This window comes from Desulfobulbus rhabdoformis, from assembly GCF_016919065.1.
In the GTDB taxonomy this organism is placed as follows: domain Bacteria; phylum Desulfobacterota; class Desulfobulbia; order Desulfobulbales; family Desulfobulbaceae; genus Desulfobulbus; species Desulfobulbus rhabdoformis.
Genome location: NZ_JAFFQA010000024.1, coordinates 18,001 through 36,454 on the forward strand (window position 1 = coordinate 18,001; position 18,454 = coordinate 36,454).

The following is an 18,454-nucleotide window of genomic DNA, read 5'->3' on the forward strand; positions in this document are numbered from 1 at the left end:
CTTCCGGGACAGTTTCCATTTTGGGAAATTACTGAGCAAAAAAAAGTTACTTGCGCTTAGCCCAAGATGGGGTTTTTACGCTCTGCTGGCCACCATTTTGAGTGGTAGTTGTCCCTCCCGGTGCCCCTTGTTGACCACCGTTTTTCCCACTGCCACCACCTTTGTTAGCCCCCCCTTCTGGGATAGAAGGGATAGGCTCTTCGGTGATTACCTCACCGCCCGACATGACAAGCTCAAACTCTTTATCCCCAGGAACGAGCACTTTGGAAATCTTGTTGTTGATGTACAGGTCTCCAGGCTTCGGCTTGTCAATTCCAACCCTTACGGGAATCTCCAGTCCATTCAAATCGTACCAGCTCTGAATATCGCGGTTCGCGTTGGGATCAGCGGGGTCAAGGTTCCGTGAGGCTTCAATAGCGCCACGCATTTTTGCAAACGAGCCATTACAGGCACCCTCCTGCCCTTTGGTTAAATTAATTGTCTGCATGCTCGGTGGTAGGGACCAATATTCCCAAATTCGAACGCCCTCGAATTGACCGCCAATAACCTCAAATTCAAGATCAAGTTGCTTGAGGCCAGTCGATGCAATGAAGACGCAAGGGTCTTGCTCGTCCTTTTTCTTGGGCTCGCGGACCTCGATACGGACCTTGACGCTGGACTTCGGGGGGATCGGCCCCCCAGTGCTTTCCTTTTGCTCAGGAGCATCACCGAGATTAATCATCAGTCCTCCAGATTCTTGAGGATACGAATGCACATGGCAATAACCTGGACCAGCTCTTCGCACACATCGTTAACGTTTCGTCCTACGGACAAGTCAGCCTCAAGGGCTTCGCCAGCCTCTTCAACCATGATCGCTACAGCCTCGATCTGATTCTCGGGCCACACGGGGTAAAGCTCTTCCGCCCGGGCCAGTTCGACAAGCCCACGTTCGAGCGCCCCAAGTTCCAGAGCAGTGACAATAGTTCGCTCGGCAAACACAAGGGTCATCATCACCGAGCTTTTAAGTGTGTCGATTGTTCCAGGCCCTTGACCGTGAACAATATTATTGGCCACCTGTAAAGCCTTGCAAGCTTGGGCGGTCACATACAAAACACCTGCCCTCTTGCCGCTATTTGCGAAAACCCGTGACACTGTGTAAGCCGTATCTACGATTTTACGAACTTTGTCATCGCCTAACATGGAAGCCACGATCAAGTCGCGCTCTTCACCCTTTTTTTCAATCATCACAGATTATCTCCGCGTTTTTTAAGTAGTTATTGCAAAAGTTTTCCACTTTCGCCCCTTTATCACGCTCCACCCCATTGGGTAGGCGCCAGAACACAAGCCCCTCCTCTCGCCAATAAGGGTTAAACTCCACCCCTATCACGCGAGTGATGACCCGTCGTCGCCCTTTGGAAATTAGCGTTTTCCCTTTGAGCGCTAACAAATCTTCGGGGGTGACAATCTTAAACTTTCTCCTTTTCGCCATCTATCGAGCGCACCTCGGTTTCAATTTTAACCTTGTAATCCACAACAAATCGCCGATCGCAACCACCGTCTTCACAGTCGCAATAGCAGATCTCGCCATGGATACTCGGCATGTTTTTAAGATCCACGTGCCGGGTGTTGATGAACTCACAGTACGGGCAGGTAATATTGACGGGGACAGTACTCATATAGCTACTCCCCCCTCAAGGCCTCGGGCAGCTCGTACCGCCCGTTCGTCGCCTTATTCAGCTCTCGGTGGAAGGCACCCCAGGTTTTATCTCTCCCGATGTATATTTCGGGTGATAACCCCCACCGGTTCTTGGCAAGATAAGCAGGGCGCTCCTCGGTGTAGATCATGCGCTCCCCGGTCCCCTCTCCTCGACTGACCTCTTTATTGAATCCGACCTCGGTCTTTTTGATCTTGGTCTTGTAGCCGCAAAACAGCACCATGTCGGCCCACTCTTGCCACAAGGCAAAAGCTCGTTTATGAAGCTTGATGCCATAACGATCATAGGGGTCCGTATCGGGTGAGTCGTACCGCTTGACCTCCGAGTGGGCCACCAGCACGATATTCATGCCGCGCTCCAAGCGGAGGGCGTCGAAGTACCCCATGACCTCTCGCCAATCCGAGTCAGCCTCCAAGTAGCCTTTTCCGTAGCCGGGAGCCTCAATGCTGTCAAAACCGAGGCGCTGGCAAGTTGCCGCCCAAACCATCGGTTCTAACCAGTCAACGCTATCCATGATCGCCGTTTTAAACTGGTGCTCCTGCTCGTACAACGTCTGGCATGCCTCGCTGAGATCCGACATGGAGTGAAGCAAGGGAAAAGCAGGCACATTGAGATTGCTGCCACCATCTTCTGCTGGCAAAAGGATGGGATTCTCGAATGTGGTGCCGAACGTACTTTTTCCTAGTCCTTGCGTTCCGTAGAGCAGAATCTTTTGAGCCTTCCACCCCTCATTTGCGAGTTTGATTTGATCGAGTGCAAATTTTGACATTTTCTCTTTTCCTTTTTTAAGGAGTTCGCCGGCAGGGTTCGAACCTGCAAATATCCTTGCTGCACCGGGTCCAACCCGTGACGTGCATTGGGGGCGCGTCTACCTATTCCGCCACGGCGAACATTTTAGTTTAAAGCTCAGTCTCTCCTGAGAGTCACGTCTCTGCTTCGCACCGACGTTCATGTGCAGAGTCACATTTTCAGTCCACGCCCTACCCTCTGCACCAGACTTGTGAACTCCCGACTTCAAGAATCGGGCACTTGCGCTGGCATTCTCACGCGGAGACAAGCGAGTTAATGTCTTAGCGCTTGGCTTAGCGCACCACCCGGGAGCAGCATCTACAGCGAGGCCTCCACTCTCCCGGTTTCCCCTCCGTGCGAAACATCAACAGGTACTAGGTCAGATAAAACCGTGGAGATCAATTATCCTAAAAAGTTTCCACTTTGGGAAAAGTAGATTTAAAAAAATATCAGTCGCGCTACGTCGGGGATACCGGTATTTCCGGACCACCGGTACCATTCTTACCTTCAATGACTCCGTTCGCTAACAATCCCAACTGCGGCTCATCAAAGGATTGTCGCTCCAGAGGGACACCGTCACGTAGAACAGTTGGCTGAACCGTATAAGTGTGGCAATTATTGAGCCACTGGTGACGCCCGATCACTATACCGGTGAAGCTGGTTGTTTTATCTTTAACCCCATAATCCAATCCAAAGGTAAAATTAGGTTGAGCCACTTTTTTTGTTAAAAAATTCATTTCACTTGTTCCGTATTTTAAATAATCGTTAAACAGCAAGGGGTACAGGGCAGAACCCGTGCCACAGAGTGACTGCTACTGCTTACTAATTAACCGTTTTTACGCTCAATTAACACTTCTTCACTGTTAATTACCACAAAGTAACACAGGGTCGCCTAAAAATATGCGGAATTACAAATGTTTATTCCACATAATGTCTAAAATTGTTTCTTTTTTGGGAAATCAATGAGCAAAAAAAATTACCGTAACTCAAAAGACATCTTGGGCTGGCCCCGCTTCACAGTGCGAGCACTATCGAAGACCTTTTTAACATCAGGCGACATGCCTTTGTATTTTTTCTCGCTAACCTTACGAGTGGTCTTTGTTGAGATGTCCATGTATTCTGAGGGGTCATCGCCATGAGCGGCGATGGTTTTCTCTATCCCCTTTAGCTTGTCTTCGTCCCATTCGACTTTTTTGGGGACATTGTGCTTCACCATAACCCCCTGGACGAGAACATCGACAACTCCGGTATCTTTTCCAGCCTGTTTGCGCACAATGTCAACAGGATCGCTAATAACTTGACTTATTATCGCCTCAACATCCGCCAGGCGCTCTACCGCCTGCGCTTGTTTAAGTTTGGCGTCTTCTATTTCTGTTAGGATGCACTCTCTGAGCAGCACCGCTTCCTTGAGGTCGGCCATCAATCCTCCTCGCGCAGTTTCGAGAGCATCTGTTTGATATTGACACCCTTGCTTTTGAGGGTAGCGAGGGTTGAATACACCTCCAAGGGGGAAACATCCTCTTCCTTCTTTACTTCGACAACCAGCCGTCGCAGGGCTAGGTCTTCGTAAAAGCCAAGATCCTGCAAAAACTCTTGCTCCTTAACAGACAGCCCCTCTGTCGCGTCGATAACGTCAGTCATAGTAAAAAGCCCATTTCCAATAAATTTTATCAGGTGACTGAGCGAGACGGGGCGCTGGTACTTTTCATAATCTCGATATTCACTGATACGGCTATGAGCTATCCCCGTTCGTTGGGATATCTCCGTGCCGGTCCAGCGGTCATCGAGCTTGCGCAAAAGTTCCTGCACGGCCACGCTCACCTTTTCTAACATCTTTTTCTGTTCCTTAGCCAACAATGTCATCTCTACGGTTCTCCTTTTTTGGTCAATGTTTTCCCAATGATCATGACAGTAACCCCCTTTCCCACCTGCGTCAAGATTTTTTTATTTTTGGTTTCCCATTTTTATTTTATTCTATTTTTCATTGACTTTCCCAAAATGTAAATTTACTATACCCGCACAAGAAAAACAGAGCTACGAGGATAAAAATGGATGCACCCGAACAGAACTTGTTAAGCGAGGCTTTGGGCCAGAAGATGACCCCTAAAGAGGTGGCCACCCTTACCGGCTTTAGCCTTCGGTCAGTCAAGGAAAACTACAAAGACCTTGGCGGCGTTATGATAGGGAAAAGAATAGTCTTTTTTGAAAAGGAGGTTGTTAATGCCATACAAAGACAGACGCACCGGGCAATGGATCGGGCAGGTGAAAGAGACCCTACCCAACGGCAAGGTAAAAAAGCACTGTGCCAGGTTACCAAAACTGGGGATGGCCAAAGCATGGGAGCGCGAAAAACAAAAAGAAATAGACGAGCAGTTCACCAAGGGGATGTCCACGGACTCCTTGATTGACTGGGCAAATGCGTACCTTAGTTTCTCGAAAAAGAAACATGTTAAGAAGACGTATGAAGAAAAACGCTTAGCTTTCAAGCTCTTGCTCAAGGCGATTGATCCAGCTTATCCATTAAAAATGCTTCAGCCGCGGCATTTCTTATCTCACCTTGAGACGCAAATGGAGGGGCGATCTGGCAATGCTGCCAATAAGGACCGAAAAAATCTCGTAGCAGCATGGAATTGGGGGATTCAATTCGCAGGTATGCCCGAGAAAAATCCAATCATTAAGGTGCCACGGTTCGCCACAGAAAAAGATGAGCGACGAGTACCGACCATGGATGAGTTCTGGAAGGTCTATAAAGCCACCACAACTGAACAGGATAAACACATGCTTTTTTGTTACCTGCACACTGGTGCCAGACGTGATGAACTATTCCGGCTCATGTGGAAAGATGTTGACTTTGATAAAAAGTTAATCCGTCTCTACACCCGAAAAAATAAGAGCGGCCAATGGAAAAACGCTTGGCTACCGATCAGTGATGAACTCCTGATCATGCTCAGGAAACAGCGCATGGTAACAGGCCTGCTTGGCAATGTATTTATGTGGCGTACTGAAGATGGCCAGTGGTTGCCATATTTGTATCGCCAGCACTGGATGAAGCGATTGTGCAAACGAGCCAAGGTCGAGAAATTTGGTTTCCACGGCATTCGCCACCTGTTTGCCTCTATCTTAGCGGCAAAAGGCGTGGTCTTGGTCGAAATACAGCGCATGCTCAGGCACGAGTCAATCAACACGACCGCCCGGTATATCCATTCGCTAAATCCAGAGGGGCGCGAGGTGGTCGGCGTGTTGCCCAGGCTTGAAGATCAAAAGAGGGTTGCGGAGGGGGAAGTTTAATCGAGGGCGAAAAAGGAATAAAAGAGAGGGTACTCGATCATTTAAAAGTAGTGACCGAGGCTGTCGAGCGAACCAATGCCAGGATCGCTAATGCTATCTGCTCGATCTCTACGGCATTTGTTTTCTGGGGTGTCGAAGAAAAATCAGACATTAACCTACATATCACGCTGGCTCTGTAAGTACATCAACGGCCCCTTGTGGCCCACAAAAAGGCCCACAAACAGAAAAGGCAGTTAGTGCTTGCGCGCTAACTGCCTGAATTTCCGTGGTGACCCCAAGGGGACTCGAACCCCTGTTCCCGGCGTGAGAGGCCGGTGTCCTAGGCCACTAGACGATGGGGCCAAGTCGTTTGGAACGGGGCTATTATATCGAAATTCGACGAGCATGTCAATAAAACTTTTCTTGTAGAATACAAATTCTTTCACTACGCCGTGGCGGTTATTGGTGAGGCGATTCAAATCCCATTGATTCGGTAAAATACACCTTTCGCCAACCATGAAATGTCACGGTATCAATTCTTAACATGTGTTTCTCTTGGGGCATATGTCCCAGCCTCCTCATACAGATCGTTACATTCGTGACGAAATGCCATTATCATTCAACATTTCAACCGCACAACGTTGCGAAATCACAATAAAAACCAACAGTCCTTCGTGTCGATAACCTAGCAAAGAGCTCTGTATCAGTTGCTCAGAAAGAGTAATTGACTCTTAAAAAACAGTTCTCTCCAGGATGGGGAGTGTTGCTGCAAGGATGCACTCAAAGGCCGGAATTTTCTCTCTGCGGGCCAGATCGCTACAACTCGTTATATGAAAAAAACAACGGCAACCTGTTCAGGGGACAGACATGGGACTTTCAACAGCATTATACACTGCCATCACGGGGCTTCAGGGAACTTCACAGGCAATGACTGTGACCGGCAACAATATTGCCAACAGTTCAACTGTGGGGTTTAAATCAAGCTCAACCCTCTTTTCCGATCTTCTCTCCGCCAATATTGCAAGCTCCAGTGGGAATTCCCAAGTCGGTCGGGGAGCGCAAGTCCAGACCGTGCAAACAAACTATAGCCAGGGGGGATTTGAATCCACTGAAAGCGCTACTGACATTGCTATCGAAGGAGATGGCTATTTTATCGTTACTGATCCTCTCAGCGATGAGAGTCTTTACACCCGCAACGGTAATTTCAGTTTTAACGAAGACGGCTATCTTGTAACCGCCGACGGCTTACGGGTTCAAGGTTCGACCTATAACAGTAGCGGCATCCTGGCAAGCGGTAGTCTGAGTGATATTCAGGTAGACATGGTCTCACAGATTGAGGCGAAATCAACCGAAAATGTTGAGTTACAGACCAACCTCGACTCCAACTCAGATACCCTCAACGGTGGAGTATTTGACATAACCGCCCCTGAAGATACCTCCAATTACGCTACGACTTCTACCATTTACGATACCCTAGGAACAGCACACCTTTTAACCTGTTACTTTACCAAAGTCAGCGATCAAGTCTGGGATTGGAATCTGACCGTAGATGGCGGCGATCTCACCACCGGAACAGACGGTGTTCTTGAGAATATTGGTTCTGGCACGCTAACCTTTGACACAGAGGGTAACCTTATCTCGGGTGAAACAGGGACGACAACGGCGTCAATTCTCACTTGGGACAATGGATCAGATCAGACGCAGCTTGTCACCTACAGCTTCGATACCACCCAGTATGATAGTGACTCCACTGTTTTCTCGCAGGATCAGGATGGCTATGCATCTGGCGAGGTTACTGACGTGGATATATCATCAGACGGAACGGTGAGCGCCGTGTATTCAAATGGTGAAACACTACCAGTAGCCATGATAGCCCTGGCAACCTTTATTAACGATGATGGCCTTGATGCTGTAGGAAGTAGTCTCTTTTCAGAAATCGGATAGCCGGGGGTTTTTCTCCCCCGGCCTCCACACCACCTGGCATGCGGGTCCGCACCAGGCGGTTCCCAAAGAGAGACGGGCCGTGGCCGGTCAATCGATAGCTTCAGTTCTTTAAAAAGACGGCAGTAACCGCGACTATCTTGGAGAGCTTGATTCCCATGACGCGCCCATTGTGTTCGCTCGCCCGGTCGGGTTCAACGCGATATGGAGCTCATGAGGAATGACATCCCCCTCTTCAAGTTCGGCCCTTCGACAGGGTAAGTCTTCCCGGCTCTCTATGCCGGGCTTGTTTCCAGCCACCACACTGCCATCAGTGGTGACGTCCTGTCTACTATGGCCTCTGCTGACTTCTGCTCCATCACGGAGACCGTTACCGGAAACCGCGCTTTTCTTTACGAAACGCATGTGGAGCAGATCTCCCCGGATAAGAACGTGAACTGTCGCTACACAACCGCAGCATTTACCGTATCACTTGAACCCGTGGGACTTCGTCATGTGGTGCTGACTTGCCCGGTGACTCGGCCTTATATGCTGTTTCTGTCCGTCGGCTCATAGCTTTGCGCTCGGGCTTCCTTCAGACCCCTCCTCGCGGAGACGCCCTTGCCGTCGGCTAGTACTTTGGTATCGCTGCCAAAAGGCAGTGATAGGATTCTACGTACAGGGGACTTGCACCCCATAAGTTCACGCCCATGCCGGGCGTACACCTCGGATAAGATTGTGGTTCGTTCGTGCCTCACTCACACAATCTATCCTTGTTCGTTAGGCACCTGGCAGCTTGTATGGAAAGACAGATTTGCATTTGTGACATTGCACCTGACTATATTTAGCCAGTTCCCGTTTATCTACCTGAAGAAGTTCATTACATGCAGGGCAATTACCTGACAATATGTTGGGGTTGCCACCAAAACTGATAGAGCCACCGGCGCCAAAACCGATACCACTTCCTTGTGCTGATATTGGTCCCTGCGTACTGATTCCATTCATTGAGACTGCGCCTCCAGACCCTTGGAAGGTGCTGCCATCAACAAAGTTCCTGCTACTGTCTGTGGCGTGTAGATGTATTTTTTCAGAGTTAACAGTAGAGCCATGGATTACATTAGTGCTCCCACCCCTTGCCACGAAAGCAGAAATATCTGCATGTATGATACTGTTTCTTATTTCCTGATAGCTTTGATTTTCTGTAAGCACAGAGAATTCCTTTTGATTTTGACTTATCTTTGAAATGAACTCACTTGTTTTTGCTTCTAAATCAGGAGAATTTTCGATCGCTTTAGCAATCTCTTGAATTGCTTCTTCTAATGTATCTACTTTACTTACTAGCTCATTTACCGTTGCAATTTCAGCCCATAATTCTGCCAATTGCCTTTCAAATTCTTTATTCCCTAGATGTCTGTCTAGAGCAGCTCCTGCCTGTTGGATTACAGGAACAGGCAACATGCTTAGACAGAAACCGAGGAATCTCATAGGTTCCTTGATTCCATGCTTTTCCCAAAGCTTACGGATAGAGTTCGACGCTACTTCAATAGAGTTATTATTGCTCAATTTTCAGATTCCTTTTAATGCCTAACACAATAATCACCGGTTGATCCGGTTTATTATCTTGTTTGATTTTCTTAAAATCGTGGTACGTCCCCTATTATTGCATTTGAATGGAAATGACTAGTTAGAAATTCCCATATCTTTTTTATATTTTTCAATAGCCTTTAAAGTACTATCAATTGCTGATCGAGCCTCTTCTTCTTTTATTGAATCTAACTTACTACCATGAACTAAATCATTTCGTATTTTTAGAACTTTTGTATGAAATAATTTAAATTCCTCACATTGCCCATAATTAACACCAAACTCTTTCTTTAATCCTGTACTGCACACCTGATAAATACCAACAAAACATTCACAATCAGGATTTTTCATTATCTTTTTTAGTTTGGTTTTGCTCAATTTTTTATTTAGCGTAGAATAAACAAAATTTTCAAATAAAATGGCACATTGTATTAAACAAATATTGAAGTTTTCCAAATCATAATTATCTAAAATACTCAAATATAAATCATCTATGAGACTGACATTTTCTTTAAATAAATTATTCCTCAAAAGATTATCTTTTGAATTATCAATTATAATTTCTTTTCCACCATTAAAGCATACTGTATTATTAAGTAGCACATGAGTAGCTTGTTGAGTTTTTTCTGTATCCAATAGAATATAGTCATAATTCAGGATATCTTTTGAATTAACTGGTCTTATCCAAAACTCTCTTGTAACTTGTTTATAATTCCTTAAAAATTTATTTAGATATTTTATAGACAAATTGAAGAAAAATCTGTCTTTCATAATCAATTCATCTTTTCCAAACTCAAAGTTATCAAATGTTTGATTGTCAAACCATACTTGAACTTCTGTTTTAGACAGAAGTCCATATCTATCATTTTCTATTTTTGAAAATTGAGCAAGTTTCACCTTTTTTATGCAATCTTCATTATACTTTCTTTCAAATCTAATTTGAGCTGGGATATAATTTATTACGACAATATATGGAGAACCTTCATCTTCTTTTTTTGTAGAATTACTTACATCAATAGCATAAGGAATAGTAAAATTTAGTATAATATTTTTTAATTTTTTAATATCCATTTTTTCTTTCTAATGCGATAATCACCGGTTGATCCGGTGTATTATCTTGTTGGATTTTCTTAAAATCGTGGTACGTCCCCTATTATTCACCCTTCTCCTTCACACTTTCCGAAGGGGCTCCGGGAGTTGAACCCGGTGTCACTCTTTCAAATCAAGAGCTCTTGGGTTTACCGGGATACAGACGGGATATCTCAAAAAATAAATCGTGGCCTAACCCCATCTATACTGTTCATAGTTCCAATTTATGCATAGTTTCATTTCGGACGCCCAGAAATATCGTAGAATTGTCCTTCCTGAAATTCAAACGGATCTCTTTCTTCTATTTTCAATTCATTCAACAATTTCGATGGCGACATGGGCTGACAAGGAAGGCTTATTCTTTTTGACTGGGTCATTGCCCTAATGAACTTTCCGTCAATTGTTAAGAACAGGTCCGAACCATTCACTTCGGCCGACCATAAATGGAACGCATCGGGATATTGCTTCTCCGCAAGCCCCTGGCACAATTCACGAAATCGCTGTACGTTCTTTATGTTATTTAATAACCACAATGGATATGCTGGATTTCCAGATAACCGATCAGCTAGCTTTTCGATGCCTGGGCTCATTAGCCATTTACAATATTCGATTACTTGCTGTGTTTTTATAAATTTACCAAGTTCCATTTGAAAAAAATATGATCGATCAACAGCTGCCTCAACGGATTTTATTGAAACGCCTGAGAAGATATTGCCGATGCTGTTTGCTGCAAATGAACCGGAGCGTTTCCATCCTTCACTTTGAAGTTCAAAATACGTAAAAAGAGATATTTTCCCTTCTCTCGCAATTCTTCCGATTGTGGGAAGGAACTTAATCTCATTACGCTTCCATTCATCTTTAAGATTTGGAAGTGGTTTTCTCATGTAGCCAACCACATCAACCCACTGCACGGAGTCGCCCCAGTTCAACGGGAATTGTTTGCTCACCGCTTGCATGGTTTCACTAACACTCATGATGCAATTATCTACAAACACTTTAGGGGGAGAGTGAGCCATTCTTGTGCCTAACATGATGATCACCGGTTTATCCGGTGAGTTATTTAGTTAATAACAAGAGAAGAGCCAAGCAAAGACCTGACTTCATATCTATACTGAACGACGCATGCTTTCTAATAATATTTAATTTCACAACTAGTTGTTTTCCCATCATTTGGGCAGCCTTTGTTCGAATAGACTTTATAGCCTTTTTCATCTGTCCAAATATATAATTTCCTCTGTGGTTGCCTTACAGGATGTTCTTTGGGTACAGGAGGTCTCCTGTGCGTAATATCTTGATTATTTTTTATTTTTTGTAATGATATAGGATTTGCTTGAATAAGTTTTTTTTCATTCTTTGTTATTGTTTTCTCTAATTTAATTGTTGATCTTTGTTTATCGGTATTCTGTTTTTTGTAGTAAAAATATATACTTAGAGGAATGTCAATAACGAGGCATATTATAATTGTTTTAATAATAAGATCTGCTGTTGGGCTTATTCTTCTCCGATTCTCCCTTATTTTCTTTTTAATTTCTTTTTCACTTTCACCTTCCTTCTCATTTTCTATTTTAATTTCTGAAAGTTTCATTTTTATATTTACCAGGATTTTCAATGTTTTTACGACATTTTACATACCACAAAGTACCCTTTTGGTTTTAAAGTAATATTATTATATATCTTATTACGCTACTTTACGAGTCGAAGAACTGTCTGTGTAACCTGCAGATTCTTCCTTTTCTTCCTTCCACTTTTTGAATTCCTCAAAAGCTCGCTCGAATTCCACTTCAAACCAAATTTCTCTTTTAGGGTTTTTATTTACTTCTTCGTTTAACCATTCTTCTGCTTCGTTGAAAATTTGAAATTTTCTCCTTTTTTCTGTTTCAGCCAGATTGGGTTCATCTCCTGTAATGAACCATTGAAGATTAATTCCTTCTCTCTCAGCCCATTCCACTAACAGCGGCAGTAAAGAACCTCGTTTTTTTCTGTTACTAAAATCAGCTGGCGATATCCCTAAAATATTGGCTGCCTCCTTCCCCTGAGACAATCCTTTTATTTTAAGTAATCTTTGTACCACGTTATCAAGATTAATCATTTCGTGTATTTTTCTTGACCTTATACACTTTTTTGTGTATCAAATAATTAATGAATTAATTTATCAGTGTATCTTGCCATTTAACCACCAGGAACCGACCATGACCTTAACGAACGCCTCAATCCTCTTCGGCCTTTTCATCATCTTTCTAGGTCTTGGCCTGCTTATTTACGCCACCCTCTTTCGTTTTTATCTCCGTTTACAACTTCAACTGTTCCCAAAGCTCAATGAGCAGTTTGAACAAATGCTCAAACGCATGGAAGCAAAAGACGAATGAACACCACCAACCGGCCCAAAATCTCCGAACTCACCTGCCACCAATGCGGCAGACCGCTTGAAGTGTCCACCGTCTTAACCCCAGACGGCCACTATCAAGATTATCTCCAGTGCTGGCACTGCTTCACCAGCACTCCGGGCCGGAAAGTCATGCGCATCCCGCTTCATTCGTATCCAAAACATAGAGAGCAACCCAACTCTCATTTATAGCCCAGCAAACCCATAAAAATCAAAGCAAAAACCAGGAGTAAGCAACCATGTCCACCGAGAACAAGCCCGCAGGTACCACAAACGTCGTCCCCAGTTTCATCGTTTCTGGCCGTATCGAGTCCTCCGACCAGGTCGCAGTCAGTCGGGATAACCTCCCTATCTTTAATACCCTGATCAAAGGCAAGGCGGCAGATGAATACTCCAACCCGCCTCAATGGGCTGTTACCTCAAACATCCGTTTCGGCAAACAGGGCGACATCGTCAACAACATCAAAACAGAGGTTCGCTGCCGGTCCTATCTGGTGGAACAGGTGGACGAACGCACCGGCGTTGTTTCCAAGATCCGGAGATTCACGCACGATCTCTGGTTACAGCAATGACGTGCGTCCCCACTATGAAAGCGTCTGGGATCTCCTCGGACCTTGGCAGGTCTTCCCGGCTTCCGGCGTCTGCCGGTGCCGGGGAGTCCTGGCAAGGAGCGTGGTTTCCTGGATTGCTCCACGAAGCAGAGGACCTCCGCGAATCCTTTTCCCTCACGTACAGCGAAATCGGCCGGGCTCTGTGTCAATGCGTTGATGCAGAGATCATCAACCAGGAACAAGCCCGACTGATTGGCAACGTCCTCTTTCCTATAGTGGAGAACGAACCATGGAATGGACCCCCTTAATCACTTCAACCTTTTTTGATGGTGTCCGCGCCGACATGCTGACCGCTGTGGGTGGCATTCTCGGGCTGGCTCTCATCATTTTTGGCCTGGTCATGCTGATGCGTACCGTCGGCAGATGATCAGCAACTTACCCTGAAAGGAAACGGTTTCCTTTCTTTTTTCCCCACTTTTTCCTCAAGGAGGAACCCATGCAAGCACTTTTTGACGCAGTAGACATCACAGGTATTAGCACCAACGTCGGTACCCTTATGGTCGGCTTTATCGGCATTGGCCTGTTGTTCCTGGGGTATGCCTACGTCAGACGCACCATGCGTGTTGGCAAGAGCGCTTAACACCTCAACATCGGGGAGGGGCAACCCTCCCCTTAACGAGATTCAACCGCCATGCCGAAAGTCGACCCTACACAATACCTTATGGACGCCCTGGCCATCCTCACCGGTGGCCTGATCAAAGATCTACAGACGTTGATCCTCGGGCTTGTGGTCTGCTCCTTTATCCTCATGGCGCTTGATCTGCTCAAAGATTTGATCCTGGTTCCGGCACTGCAGTCTGCTGGCAATTTCCTTGCTGATCCGATCGGTAACTATCGCATTTACCAGACGAATAAACGTATTGCAGCCAATCTCGCCAGTGATGCACCGTCCATTCGACCAGAACGCCATGATATCGAGATTTCGCCTTTGCGGCAACATGACATGGAGCTGGCCTTAGATGGAGTTGAAAGCCTGGAACCTGGACCGGACGCCACTTATGCAAACAACCATTGGGAAAATGACGGCGTCGAACTTTCGGAAGACCGCTACGCCGCTTTGGAAACTGCCATGGATGAAGCCATGTACGAAGAGCGCATGCGCCATCGAATGTCCGATGATGATGCTTACGACCTGATTCATTCCCATGCTGAACGATTGAGAGGATGAGATGACCTTAAATGTGACTGCCTATGGCATGGGCCTTGGCCTGGTTCTCGTCGGCTGGATAGCCGGGCTGGTCGTCAGTTATGCCTTTTCGACAGCTCGAACCATAGGGCGGGTGGGATGACTCCGGCAGAACTGACCGAAATACTGAACCAGATCGTGGGGCAGCTCGGCGACATCATGAGCTTTGGCCTTGGTGGACTCACCGGCATTGCCTTTGTGATCGCAGCAAAGATGGAGTGGTGATCATGATTCAGCTACCTGAAGGCTTCAGCGCTGCCGCTTTGTTCACTGAACTGTTTCAACTGGCCGCGCCCTTTGTCGGCATAGCCGCTCTTTTTGGCTGCGGCTACTTAATTCTCAACATGCTGAGGAACGCACCCAAATGAACTTTCTTCCTTCCTTCCCCAAGATCCGACGCTGTGCGCTGGTGATTGCATTTGTTGCGTTGTGCTTCTTCCTCGGTCTGCTCAAGAGGATTCTTCTATGAACGACATCACCAAAATCCTGCTCTATGCCGCTGGTGTCTATGTAACCGTTATTACTGCCGGGGTGTATTTGTCCCATGCGGAGGAGGTGCCTGGGTTACCTTCTGGGCCGAATGCCAAATATGAACCCAGCACACCGCAACAGTACGTGGTGCCCCGGATTTCTTCTTCCACGGCGCCCTTGCGGAAAAGGATTTCAAAGTCCTGCCACGAATACCTCAACATCTGTGAGCGTTCCTGCAAGGAGCGCGGCAGCCTCTTCAAGTTTCAGTGCATTGGCAAGGATTTTCAACCGTTCCAGGACCATTCTCGCTGTATTTGTGCAGATGACCTGCAATACCAGCGCCGGGGATCTCGGAGTGAACAGGTTTCTTCTGTTCAGCTTCATGAAGGCCAGGGCAATGAATAAGGGTACACATTTCCTTATCAGCATTGTCATTTTATTAATGGCATCAAATTTTGCATTTGCTGTTTCATACCCGGGTGACTGTACCAGAAGTGGTCCCTCTTTTTGGACCACCACTTTATGTCTTTAGGCTAACTCCATAGCTCCGGTGGTGCCGCTCAGCCCCTCCCCCCGCGGGGGGAGGGGCTGATTTTTTTCAGGCCGCTTCTTTTGTATTTTTGCAGTACATCTCTTCCGGAGTCATATCTGAAAGAGAAGAATGAGGCCGCTGGGTATTATAACGTAATACGTATGACCTGATCCCCTTGCCTAACTCCCTCGGTGTCTCGTAAGATTTTAGATAGATATCCTCATATTTGATACTTCGCCAGAATCTCTCGATCATGACATTATCAACCCATCGGCCTTTGCCGTCCATACTGATCGTTACATTGCCCTCTGTAAGGGCATTTATCCAAGCCTCGGACGTAAATTGGCAACCTTGATCCGTATTCATGATCTCTGGACTACCAAAGGTCAATAGAGCACGATTGAGGCATTTCAAACAAAAAGCCGTATCCAGGGTTGTTGAAAGCTCCCAATCAATGATCTTGCGGGAATACCAGTCCATTACGGCAAATAGGTACATGTGGCCTCGATACATCGGAATATAGCTGATATCGGCACACCACACCTGATTAGGCCTATCTATTTTCAACCCCTTCAGACGATATGGGAATATACCGGATGGGCCTCCGGGAATAGTCGTTCGTTTTCTTGGATAAATAGCTTCAATACCCATTCTTCCCATCAAACGTCTAACTCTTTTCCGGCCTATGCACTTTTGGGTGTATCGCCGGAGCACTTTGCTCATCCGACGAGTGCCTGCAGCAGGATCTTGGAGGTGAAACTTATCGATCAGTTCCATCAACAGCTGGTTTGCCGCAGACTCCTGCTTGGGCTTGTAGTACACAACGGATCGTGGCACATCCAGCAGCTTGCACTGGCGCCTGATGCTGAGTTGGGAATCGGATGTTATGAGAGCCGCCCTTTTACGGGTATTCCCAACTGTTCGCACTTTTTTTCAAGAAAATCCACCTCCATGGTCAGCTGACCTATCTTGCGCTGGAGATTGTCTTTTTCACGGTCCTTGCCGGCATTTTTTCTCGGGCTTTCTGTGGCGAAGATTTCCGGCATCCGGCTCAACAACTCATTCTTCCATTTACTGACCGTTATCGGATGGATTTCGTATTCTTGCGCAATCTCATTTTGGGTTTTGATCCCCTGGATTGCCTCAAAGGCAATTCTGGCTTTGAATTCCGGTGTGTGCTTTCTCTTTTGCTTTTTCATAATCCCTCTTCTTTAACATGATGAAGGAACTATGGATAGGTTAGCCAAAGGGGTGGTCCGGATTCTTGGGACCGTCTCTACCCAAATTTTCTATCGTATAGCCAAAGACAATTATATTGATAGTCATCAAATAACAGGCGTTTCCGTTGACTCAAGCAATGGCTATGTATCCGTCACCTATGACGTTGAGTCTGTTATGTCTGAGAAGTGGTATGTCTATTTCTATTCCGCATATTTTGCCGAAGGTGCCTGGTATAGAGTCAATACTGCACGCGAAAAAATGAATCGAGATGAGGCTGAAATTGCGGCGATGGCAGCAACGGTTGACGCAATCCAAATTTCATCTGGAACAACAGCAGCCATGCTTGATGCCCAAGGTTCTTGCCCTTCAACCGATCCCTGCGCCGATAAAGCGGGTACCTCAGCTGGATGGCAATTAATCAATTACACGGAAGGAAGTACGCCGGTTCCTCAAAATACCTGTGTCGATGGCTGCCAGGTTGAAGCAAGTCAGATAAATGAACTTCCTTGCTCAGGCAGTTCTTGCGCAGCAACTGTACAGTTTACGTATACAGGACAAGAGTGCGGAGCTGGCGAATATATCAACACTGATCCTGAACAACCATCAGCTTGTGAAACCCAGTGGACCGCAAAGAAGAACGAATGTGGTGGTGCTGCCAATATCGGGTCTTTTGATTGGTCAACATGCACCGGTGAATGCAGCGAACCAGAAAACTCCTGTGCTGCCGCTTGGGCCAATCTTGCAGAACGATGCGGTGATGAGGGGCTGATTGTTAACTGGAATTCCAAGGACTGCACAGGGCAATGTAAGGATGATCCGAAACCAGACGTAGAAAACGGTGATTACCCACCAGAGTCTGTGAAGACTGAAACCACCACCAATTCTGACGGTTCGTATGATGTCACCAAAACAACGACCTATAATATTGATGGCGACACCTACACGACCACAGAGACCACAAATTATGCAAGTGACGGCACAGAAACGGGTTCAACAACCACAGAATCTCAAGGGAATTCAGGCTCTGATTCTGAGGGTGAAGGCGAAGAAGAATCTTTTGGTGCCATAATCACCGATTCCTTTGGTGAAGGGTATGCGCCCTCAACAGAACTCTACGACATCCCCACCAGGTTCAACACCTTCCTGAGTAACGTTCAGTCTTCCGGCCTGTTCTCCTTTTCCTCAAATTACTTCAGCTCACTGCCTTCCGGTGGTTCATCGGTCTTTGTCATTGATGGCGGCAACACTTTTGGAACGCATTCTCTTGATCTCAGCGACACCATGGCAACAGGACTTGCTGTGCTCAGATCCATCCTTTTTGCCTGTTTCGGCTTTCTGTCGATCAGAGCCATTATCATGAAGAGGTAACCATGTCTTTCTTTGGCGTCATCATTGATTGGCTCACTACGTTCTGGAGCTGGATAGAAACCGCACTCACCTGGATCTTAGATGGCTTCATTCTGCTGCTGCAGTTCGTGTTTTTCACCATCTTTGATGGTCTTTTGACCATTATCGAAACTTTTTTGACCACCATTGATCTCTCAGCGGTTGCCTTCAACTATGCCGCGGCCTGGTCGAATCTCCCTACCCAACTCGTCTGGATGATCAATGCTGTTGGTCTGCCTCAGTGCTTTACGCTCCTGGGCGCTGCCTACCTCATCAGGTTAACCCTCAACATTATCCCTTCTGTTTTTACACGGGTGTAAT

28 protein-coding genes and 1 tRNA gene are annotated in these 18,454 nt (G+C 46.3%); 13 read left to right on the top strand and 16 right to left on the bottom strand.

Translation table 11 applies throughout. The features are described from left to right. Positions 1–46: 46 nt before the first annotated feature. From JWJ90_RS13295 to JWJ90_RS13325, 7 genes are all read right to left on the bottom strand, one after another. The gene (locus JWJ90_RS13295) at positions 47–721 is read right to left on the bottom strand and encodes a hypothetical protein (protein WP_205227719.1); all 675 of its coding nucleotides are present in this window, start codon (positions 719–721) and stop codon (positions 47–49) included. Continuing rightward, positions 721–1,224 (bottom strand): nucleoside triphosphate pyrophosphohydrolase family protein, encoded by a 504-nt coding sequence (locus tag JWJ90_RS13300; protein ID WP_205227720.1) that lies wholly within the window; start codon positions 1,222–1,224, stop codon positions 721–723. Before JWJ90_RS13300 ends, JWJ90_RS13295 begins: the two co-directional genes overlap by 1 nt. 221 nt (positions 1,225–1,445) lie before the next feature. Beyond that, positions 1,446–1,655, bottom strand: a complete 210-nt coding sequence (locus JWJ90_RS13305; RefSeq protein WP_205227721.1) for a hypothetical protein — start codon at positions 1,653–1,655, stop codon at positions 1,446–1,448. Positions 1,656–1,659: 4 nt separating this feature from the next. Then, on the bottom strand, positions 1,660–2,463 hold the full coding sequence (locus JWJ90_RS13310) for an ATP-binding protein (protein ID WP_205227722.1): 804 nt from the start codon (positions 2,461–2,463) through the stop codon (positions 1,660–1,662). Positions 2,464–2,941: 478 nt separating this feature from the next. Further along, positions 2,942–3,220 (bottom strand): hypothetical protein, encoded by a 279-nt coding sequence (locus JWJ90_RS13315; protein WP_205227723.1) that lies wholly within the window; start codon positions 3,218–3,220, stop codon positions 2,942–2,944. Between the two features lie 239 nt (positions 3,221–3,459). Beyond that, entirely contained in the window at positions 3,460–3,903 is a 444-nt protein-coding gene (locus JWJ90_RS13320; protein WP_205227724.1) for a hypothetical protein, read from the bottom strand. Next, positions 3,903–4,346, bottom strand: coding sequence for a hypothetical protein (locus JWJ90_RS13325; RefSeq protein ID WP_205227725.1), 444 nt, complete (start codon positions 4,344–4,346; stop codon positions 3,903–3,905). Before JWJ90_RS13325 ends, JWJ90_RS13320 begins: the two co-directional genes overlap by 1 nt. Before the next feature lie 357 nt (positions 4,347–4,703). Between JWJ90_RS13325 and JWJ90_RS13330 the strand changes: the two genes are divergently transcribed. Next, positions 4,704–5,771: a tyrosine-type recombinase/integrase gene (locus JWJ90_RS13330; protein ID WP_205227726.1), complete on the top strand. Its 1,068-nt coding sequence runs from the start codon at positions 4,704–4,706 to the stop codon at positions 5,769–5,771. A gap of 266 nt (positions 5,772–6,037) precedes the next feature. Here the strand turns inward: JWJ90_RS13330 and JWJ90_RS13335 are convergent. Beyond that, positions 6,038–6,113: transfer RNA gene (locus tag JWJ90_RS13335), tRNA-Glu, on the bottom strand. A 504-nt stretch (positions 6,114–6,617) separates the two neighbouring features. Between JWJ90_RS13335 and JWJ90_RS13340 the strand changes: the two genes are divergently transcribed. Next, positions 6,618–7,694: a flagellar hook protein FlgE gene (locus JWJ90_RS13340; RefSeq protein WP_240194922.1), complete on the top strand. Its 1,077-nt coding sequence runs from the start codon at positions 6,618–6,620 to the stop codon at positions 7,692–7,694. Between the two features lie 132 nt (positions 7,695–7,826). Here JWJ90_RS13340 and JWJ90_RS13345 read toward each other — a convergent pair whose 3' ends face one another. The 6 genes from JWJ90_RS13345 to JWJ90_RS13370 all read right to left on the bottom strand — a co-directional run bounded on the left by JWJ90_RS13345 (position 7,827) and on the right by JWJ90_RS13370 (position 12,432). Then, complete coding sequence (locus JWJ90_RS13345; protein ID WP_205227727.1) at positions 7,827–8,096, bottom strand: hypothetical protein; 270 nt, start codon at positions 8,094–8,096, stop codon at positions 7,827–7,829. 354 nt (positions 8,097–8,450) lie between these two features. Next, on the bottom strand, positions 8,451–9,233 hold the full coding sequence (locus JWJ90_RS13350) for a hypothetical protein (protein ID WP_205227728.1): 783 nt from the start codon (positions 9,231–9,233) through the stop codon (positions 8,451–8,453). Between the two features lie 117 nt (positions 9,234–9,350). Continuing rightward, the gene (locus JWJ90_RS13355) at positions 9,351–10,325 is read right to left on the bottom strand and encodes a hypothetical protein (protein WP_205227729.1); all 975 of its coding nucleotides are present in this window, start codon (positions 10,323–10,325) and stop codon (positions 9,351–9,353) included. Positions 10,326–10,579: 254 nt separating this feature from the next. Then, complete coding sequence (locus tag JWJ90_RS13360; protein ID WP_205227730.1) at positions 10,580–11,374, bottom strand: hypothetical protein; 795 nt, start codon at positions 11,372–11,374, stop codon at positions 10,580–10,582. A gap of 98 nt (positions 11,375–11,472) precedes the next feature. Then, the gene (locus tag JWJ90_RS13365; protein WP_205227731.1) at positions 11,473–11,928 is read right to left on the bottom strand and encodes a hypothetical protein; all 456 of its coding nucleotides are present in this window, start codon (positions 11,926–11,928) and stop codon (positions 11,473–11,475) included. A 93-nt stretch (positions 11,929–12,021) separates the two neighbouring features. Next, complete coding sequence (locus JWJ90_RS13370) at positions 12,022–12,432, bottom strand: helix-turn-helix domain-containing protein (RefSeq protein WP_205227732.1); 411 nt, start codon at positions 12,430–12,432, stop codon at positions 12,022–12,024. A 100-nt stretch (positions 12,433–12,532) separates the two neighbouring features. Between JWJ90_RS13370 and JWJ90_RS13375 the strand changes: the two genes are divergently transcribed. The 9 genes from JWJ90_RS13375 to JWJ90_RS13410 all read left to right on the top strand — a co-directional run bounded on the left by JWJ90_RS13375 (position 12,533) and on the right by JWJ90_RS13410 (position 15,399). After that, positions 12,533–12,709, top strand: coding sequence for a hypothetical protein (locus JWJ90_RS13375; RefSeq protein ID WP_205227733.1), 177 nt, complete (start codon positions 12,533–12,535; stop codon positions 12,707–12,709). Continuing rightward, on the top strand, positions 12,706–12,918 hold the full coding sequence (locus JWJ90_RS13380) for a hypothetical protein (RefSeq protein WP_205227734.1): 213 nt from the start codon (positions 12,706–12,708) through the stop codon (positions 12,916–12,918). Before JWJ90_RS13375 ends, JWJ90_RS13380 begins: the two co-directional genes overlap by 4 nt. Before the next feature lie 47 nt (positions 12,919–12,965). Beyond that, positions 12,966–13,298 (top strand): hypothetical protein, encoded by a 333-nt coding sequence (locus tag JWJ90_RS13385; RefSeq protein WP_205227735.1) that lies wholly within the window; start codon positions 12,966–12,968, stop codon positions 13,296–13,298. Between the two features lie 268 nt (positions 13,299–13,566). Continuing rightward, the gene (locus JWJ90_RS13390; protein WP_205227736.1) at positions 13,567–13,704 is read left to right on the top strand and encodes a hypothetical protein; all 138 of its coding nucleotides are present in this window, start codon (positions 13,567–13,569) and stop codon (positions 13,702–13,704) included. 69 nt (positions 13,705–13,773) lie between these two features. Then, positions 13,774–13,917, top strand: a complete 144-nt coding sequence (locus JWJ90_RS13395; RefSeq protein WP_205227737.1) for a hypothetical protein — start codon at positions 13,774–13,776, stop codon at positions 13,915–13,917. Between the two features lie 51 nt (positions 13,918–13,968). Next, positions 13,969–14,505, top strand: coding sequence for a hypothetical protein (locus tag JWJ90_RS13400; RefSeq protein WP_205227738.1), 537 nt, complete (start codon positions 13,969–13,971; stop codon positions 14,503–14,505). Positions 14,506–14,622: 117 nt separating this feature from the next. Further along, positions 14,623–14,748 carry a hypothetical protein gene (locus tag JWJ90_RS23610; RefSeq protein WP_275889114.1) on the top strand — a complete coding sequence of 42 codons (126 nt, stop codon included), beginning with the start codon at positions 14,623–14,625 and terminating at the stop codon, positions 14,746–14,748. 2 nt (positions 14,749–14,750) lie between these two features. Further along, positions 14,751–14,891: a hypothetical protein gene (locus JWJ90_RS13405; protein WP_205227739.1), complete on the top strand. Its 141-nt coding sequence runs from the start codon at positions 14,751–14,753 to the stop codon at positions 14,889–14,891. 97 nt (positions 14,892–14,988) lie between these two features. Beyond that, positions 14,989–15,399, top strand: a complete 411-nt coding sequence (locus JWJ90_RS13410) for a hypothetical protein (RefSeq protein WP_205227740.1) — start codon at positions 14,989–14,991, stop codon at positions 15,397–15,399. Positions 15,400–15,592: 193 nt separating this feature from the next. Here the strand turns inward: JWJ90_RS13410 and JWJ90_RS13415 are convergent, their stop codons facing one another. Next, on the bottom strand, positions 15,593–16,453 hold the full coding sequence (locus JWJ90_RS13415) for an IS3 family transposase (protein ID WP_205227741.1): 861 nt from the start codon (positions 16,451–16,453) through the stop codon (positions 15,593–15,595). Further along, positions 16,411–16,725 carry a transposase gene (locus JWJ90_RS13420; protein WP_205227742.1) on the bottom strand — a complete coding sequence of 105 codons (315 nt, stop codon included), beginning with the start codon at positions 16,723–16,725 and terminating at the stop codon, positions 16,411–16,413. The genes JWJ90_RS13415 and JWJ90_RS13420 overlap by 43 nt, the downstream gene beginning before the upstream one ends. A gap of 31 nt (positions 16,726–16,756) precedes the next feature. On the opposite strand from JWJ90_RS13420, the gene JWJ90_RS13425 reads away from it, so the two are divergent. Together JWJ90_RS13425 and JWJ90_RS13430 are read left to right on the top strand one after the other, a co-directional pair. Then, the gene (locus tag JWJ90_RS13425; protein ID WP_205227743.1) at positions 16,757–18,115 is read left to right on the top strand and encodes a hypothetical protein; all 1,359 of its coding nucleotides are present in this window, start codon (positions 16,757–16,759) and stop codon (positions 18,113–18,115) included. A 2-nt stretch (positions 18,116–18,117) separates the two neighbouring features. Continuing rightward, positions 18,118–18,453 (top strand): hypothetical protein, encoded by a 336-nt coding sequence (locus JWJ90_RS13430; protein ID WP_205227744.1) that lies wholly within the window; start codon positions 18,118–18,120, stop codon positions 18,451–18,453. Position 18,454 lies beyond the last annotated feature (1 nt).

Excerpts from the sequence above, each read along its gene's own strand:
- JWJ90_RS13380 (WP_205227734.1), top strand. The coding sequence starts at position 12,706 with ATGAACACCACCAACCGGCCCAAAATCTCCGAACTCACCTGCCACCAA.
- JWJ90_RS13390 (WP_205227736.1), top strand. The coding sequence starts at position 13,567 with ATGGAATGGACCCCCTTAATCACTTCAACCTTTTTTGATGGTGTCCGC.
- JWJ90_RS13400 (WP_205227738.1), top strand. The coding sequence starts at position 13,969 with ATGCCGAAAGTCGACCCTACACAATACCTTATGGACGCCCTGGCCATC.
- JWJ90_RS13315 (WP_205227723.1), bottom strand. The coding sequence starts at position 3,220 with ATGAATTTTTTAACAAAAAAAGTGGCTCAACCTAATTTTACCTTTGGA.
- JWJ90_RS13340 (WP_240194922.1), top strand. The coding sequence starts at position 6,618 with ATGGGACTTTCAACAGCATTATACACTGCCATCACGGGGCTTCAGGGA.
- JWJ90_RS13295 (WP_205227719.1), bottom strand. The coding sequence starts at position 721 with ATGATTAATCTCGGTGATGCTCCTGAGCAAAAGGAAAGCACTGGGGGG.
- JWJ90_RS13430 (WP_205227744.1), top strand. The coding sequence starts at position 18,118 with ATGTCTTTCTTTGGCGTCATCATTGATTGGCTCACTACGTTCTGGAGC.
- JWJ90_RS13305 (WP_205227721.1), bottom strand. The coding sequence starts at position 1,655 with ATGAGTACTGTCCCCGTCAATATTACCTGCCCGTACTGTGAGTTCATC.
- JWJ90_RS13330 (WP_205227726.1), top strand. The coding sequence starts at position 4,704 with ATGCCATACAAAGACAGACGCACCGGGCAATGGATCGGGCAGGTGAAA.
- JWJ90_RS13320 (WP_205227724.1), bottom strand. The coding sequence starts at position 3,903 with ATGGCCGACCTCAAGGAAGCGGTGCTGCTCAGAGAGTGCATCCTAACA.
- JWJ90_RS13420 (WP_205227742.1), bottom strand. The coding sequence starts at position 16,725 with ATGAAAAAGCAAAAGAGAAAGCACACACCGGAATTCAAAGCCAGAATT.
- JWJ90_RS13395 (WP_205227737.1), top strand. The coding sequence starts at position 13,774 with ATGCAAGCACTTTTTGACGCAGTAGACATCACAGGTATTAGCACCAAC.
- JWJ90_RS13385 (WP_205227735.1), top strand. The coding sequence starts at position 12,966 with ATGTCCACCGAGAACAAGCCCGCAGGTACCACAAACGTCGTCCCCAGT.
- JWJ90_RS13410 (WP_205227740.1), top strand. The coding sequence starts at position 14,989 with ATGAACGACATCACCAAAATCCTGCTCTATGCCGCTGGTGTCTATGTA.
- JWJ90_RS13310 (WP_205227722.1), bottom strand. The coding sequence starts at position 2,463 with ATGTCAAAATTTGCACTCGATCAAATCAAACTCGCAAATGAGGGGTGG.
- JWJ90_RS13345 (WP_205227727.1), bottom strand. The coding sequence starts at position 8,096 with ATGCGTTTCGTAAAGAAAAGCGCGGTTTCCGGTAACGGTCTCCGTGAT.
- JWJ90_RS13365 (WP_205227731.1), bottom strand. The coding sequence starts at position 11,928 with ATGAAACTTTCAGAAATTAAAATAGAAAATGAGAAGGAAGGTGAAAGT.
- JWJ90_RS13325 (WP_205227725.1), bottom strand. The coding sequence starts at position 4,346 with ATGACATTGTTGGCTAAGGAACAGAAAAAGATGTTAGAAAAGGTGAGC.
- JWJ90_RS23610 (WP_275889114.1), top strand. The coding sequence starts at position 14,623 with ATGACTCCGGCAGAACTGACCGAAATACTGAACCAGATCGTGGGGCAG.
- JWJ90_RS13425 (WP_205227743.1), top strand. The coding sequence starts at position 16,757 with ATGGATAGGTTAGCCAAAGGGGTGGTCCGGATTCTTGGGACCGTCTCT.
- JWJ90_RS13375 (WP_205227733.1), top strand. The coding sequence starts at position 12,533 with ATGACCTTAACGAACGCCTCAATCCTCTTCGGCCTTTTCATCATCTTT.
- JWJ90_RS13405 (WP_205227739.1), top strand. The coding sequence starts at position 14,751 with ATGATTCAGCTACCTGAAGGCTTCAGCGCTGCCGCTTTGTTCACTGAA.
- JWJ90_RS13360 (WP_205227730.1), bottom strand. The coding sequence starts at position 11,374 with ATGTTAGGCACAAGAATGGCTCACTCTCCCCCTAAAGTGTTTGTAGAT.
- JWJ90_RS13355 (WP_205227729.1), bottom strand. The coding sequence starts at position 10,325 with ATGGATATTAAAAAATTAAAAAATATTATACTAAATTTTACTATTCCT.
- JWJ90_RS13370 (WP_205227732.1), bottom strand. The coding sequence starts at position 12,432 with ATGATTAATCTTGATAACGTGGTACAAAGATTACTTAAAATAAAAGGA.
- JWJ90_RS13300 (WP_205227720.1), bottom strand. The coding sequence starts at position 1,224 with ATGATTGAAAAAAAGGGTGAAGAGCGCGACTTGATCGTGGCTTCCATG.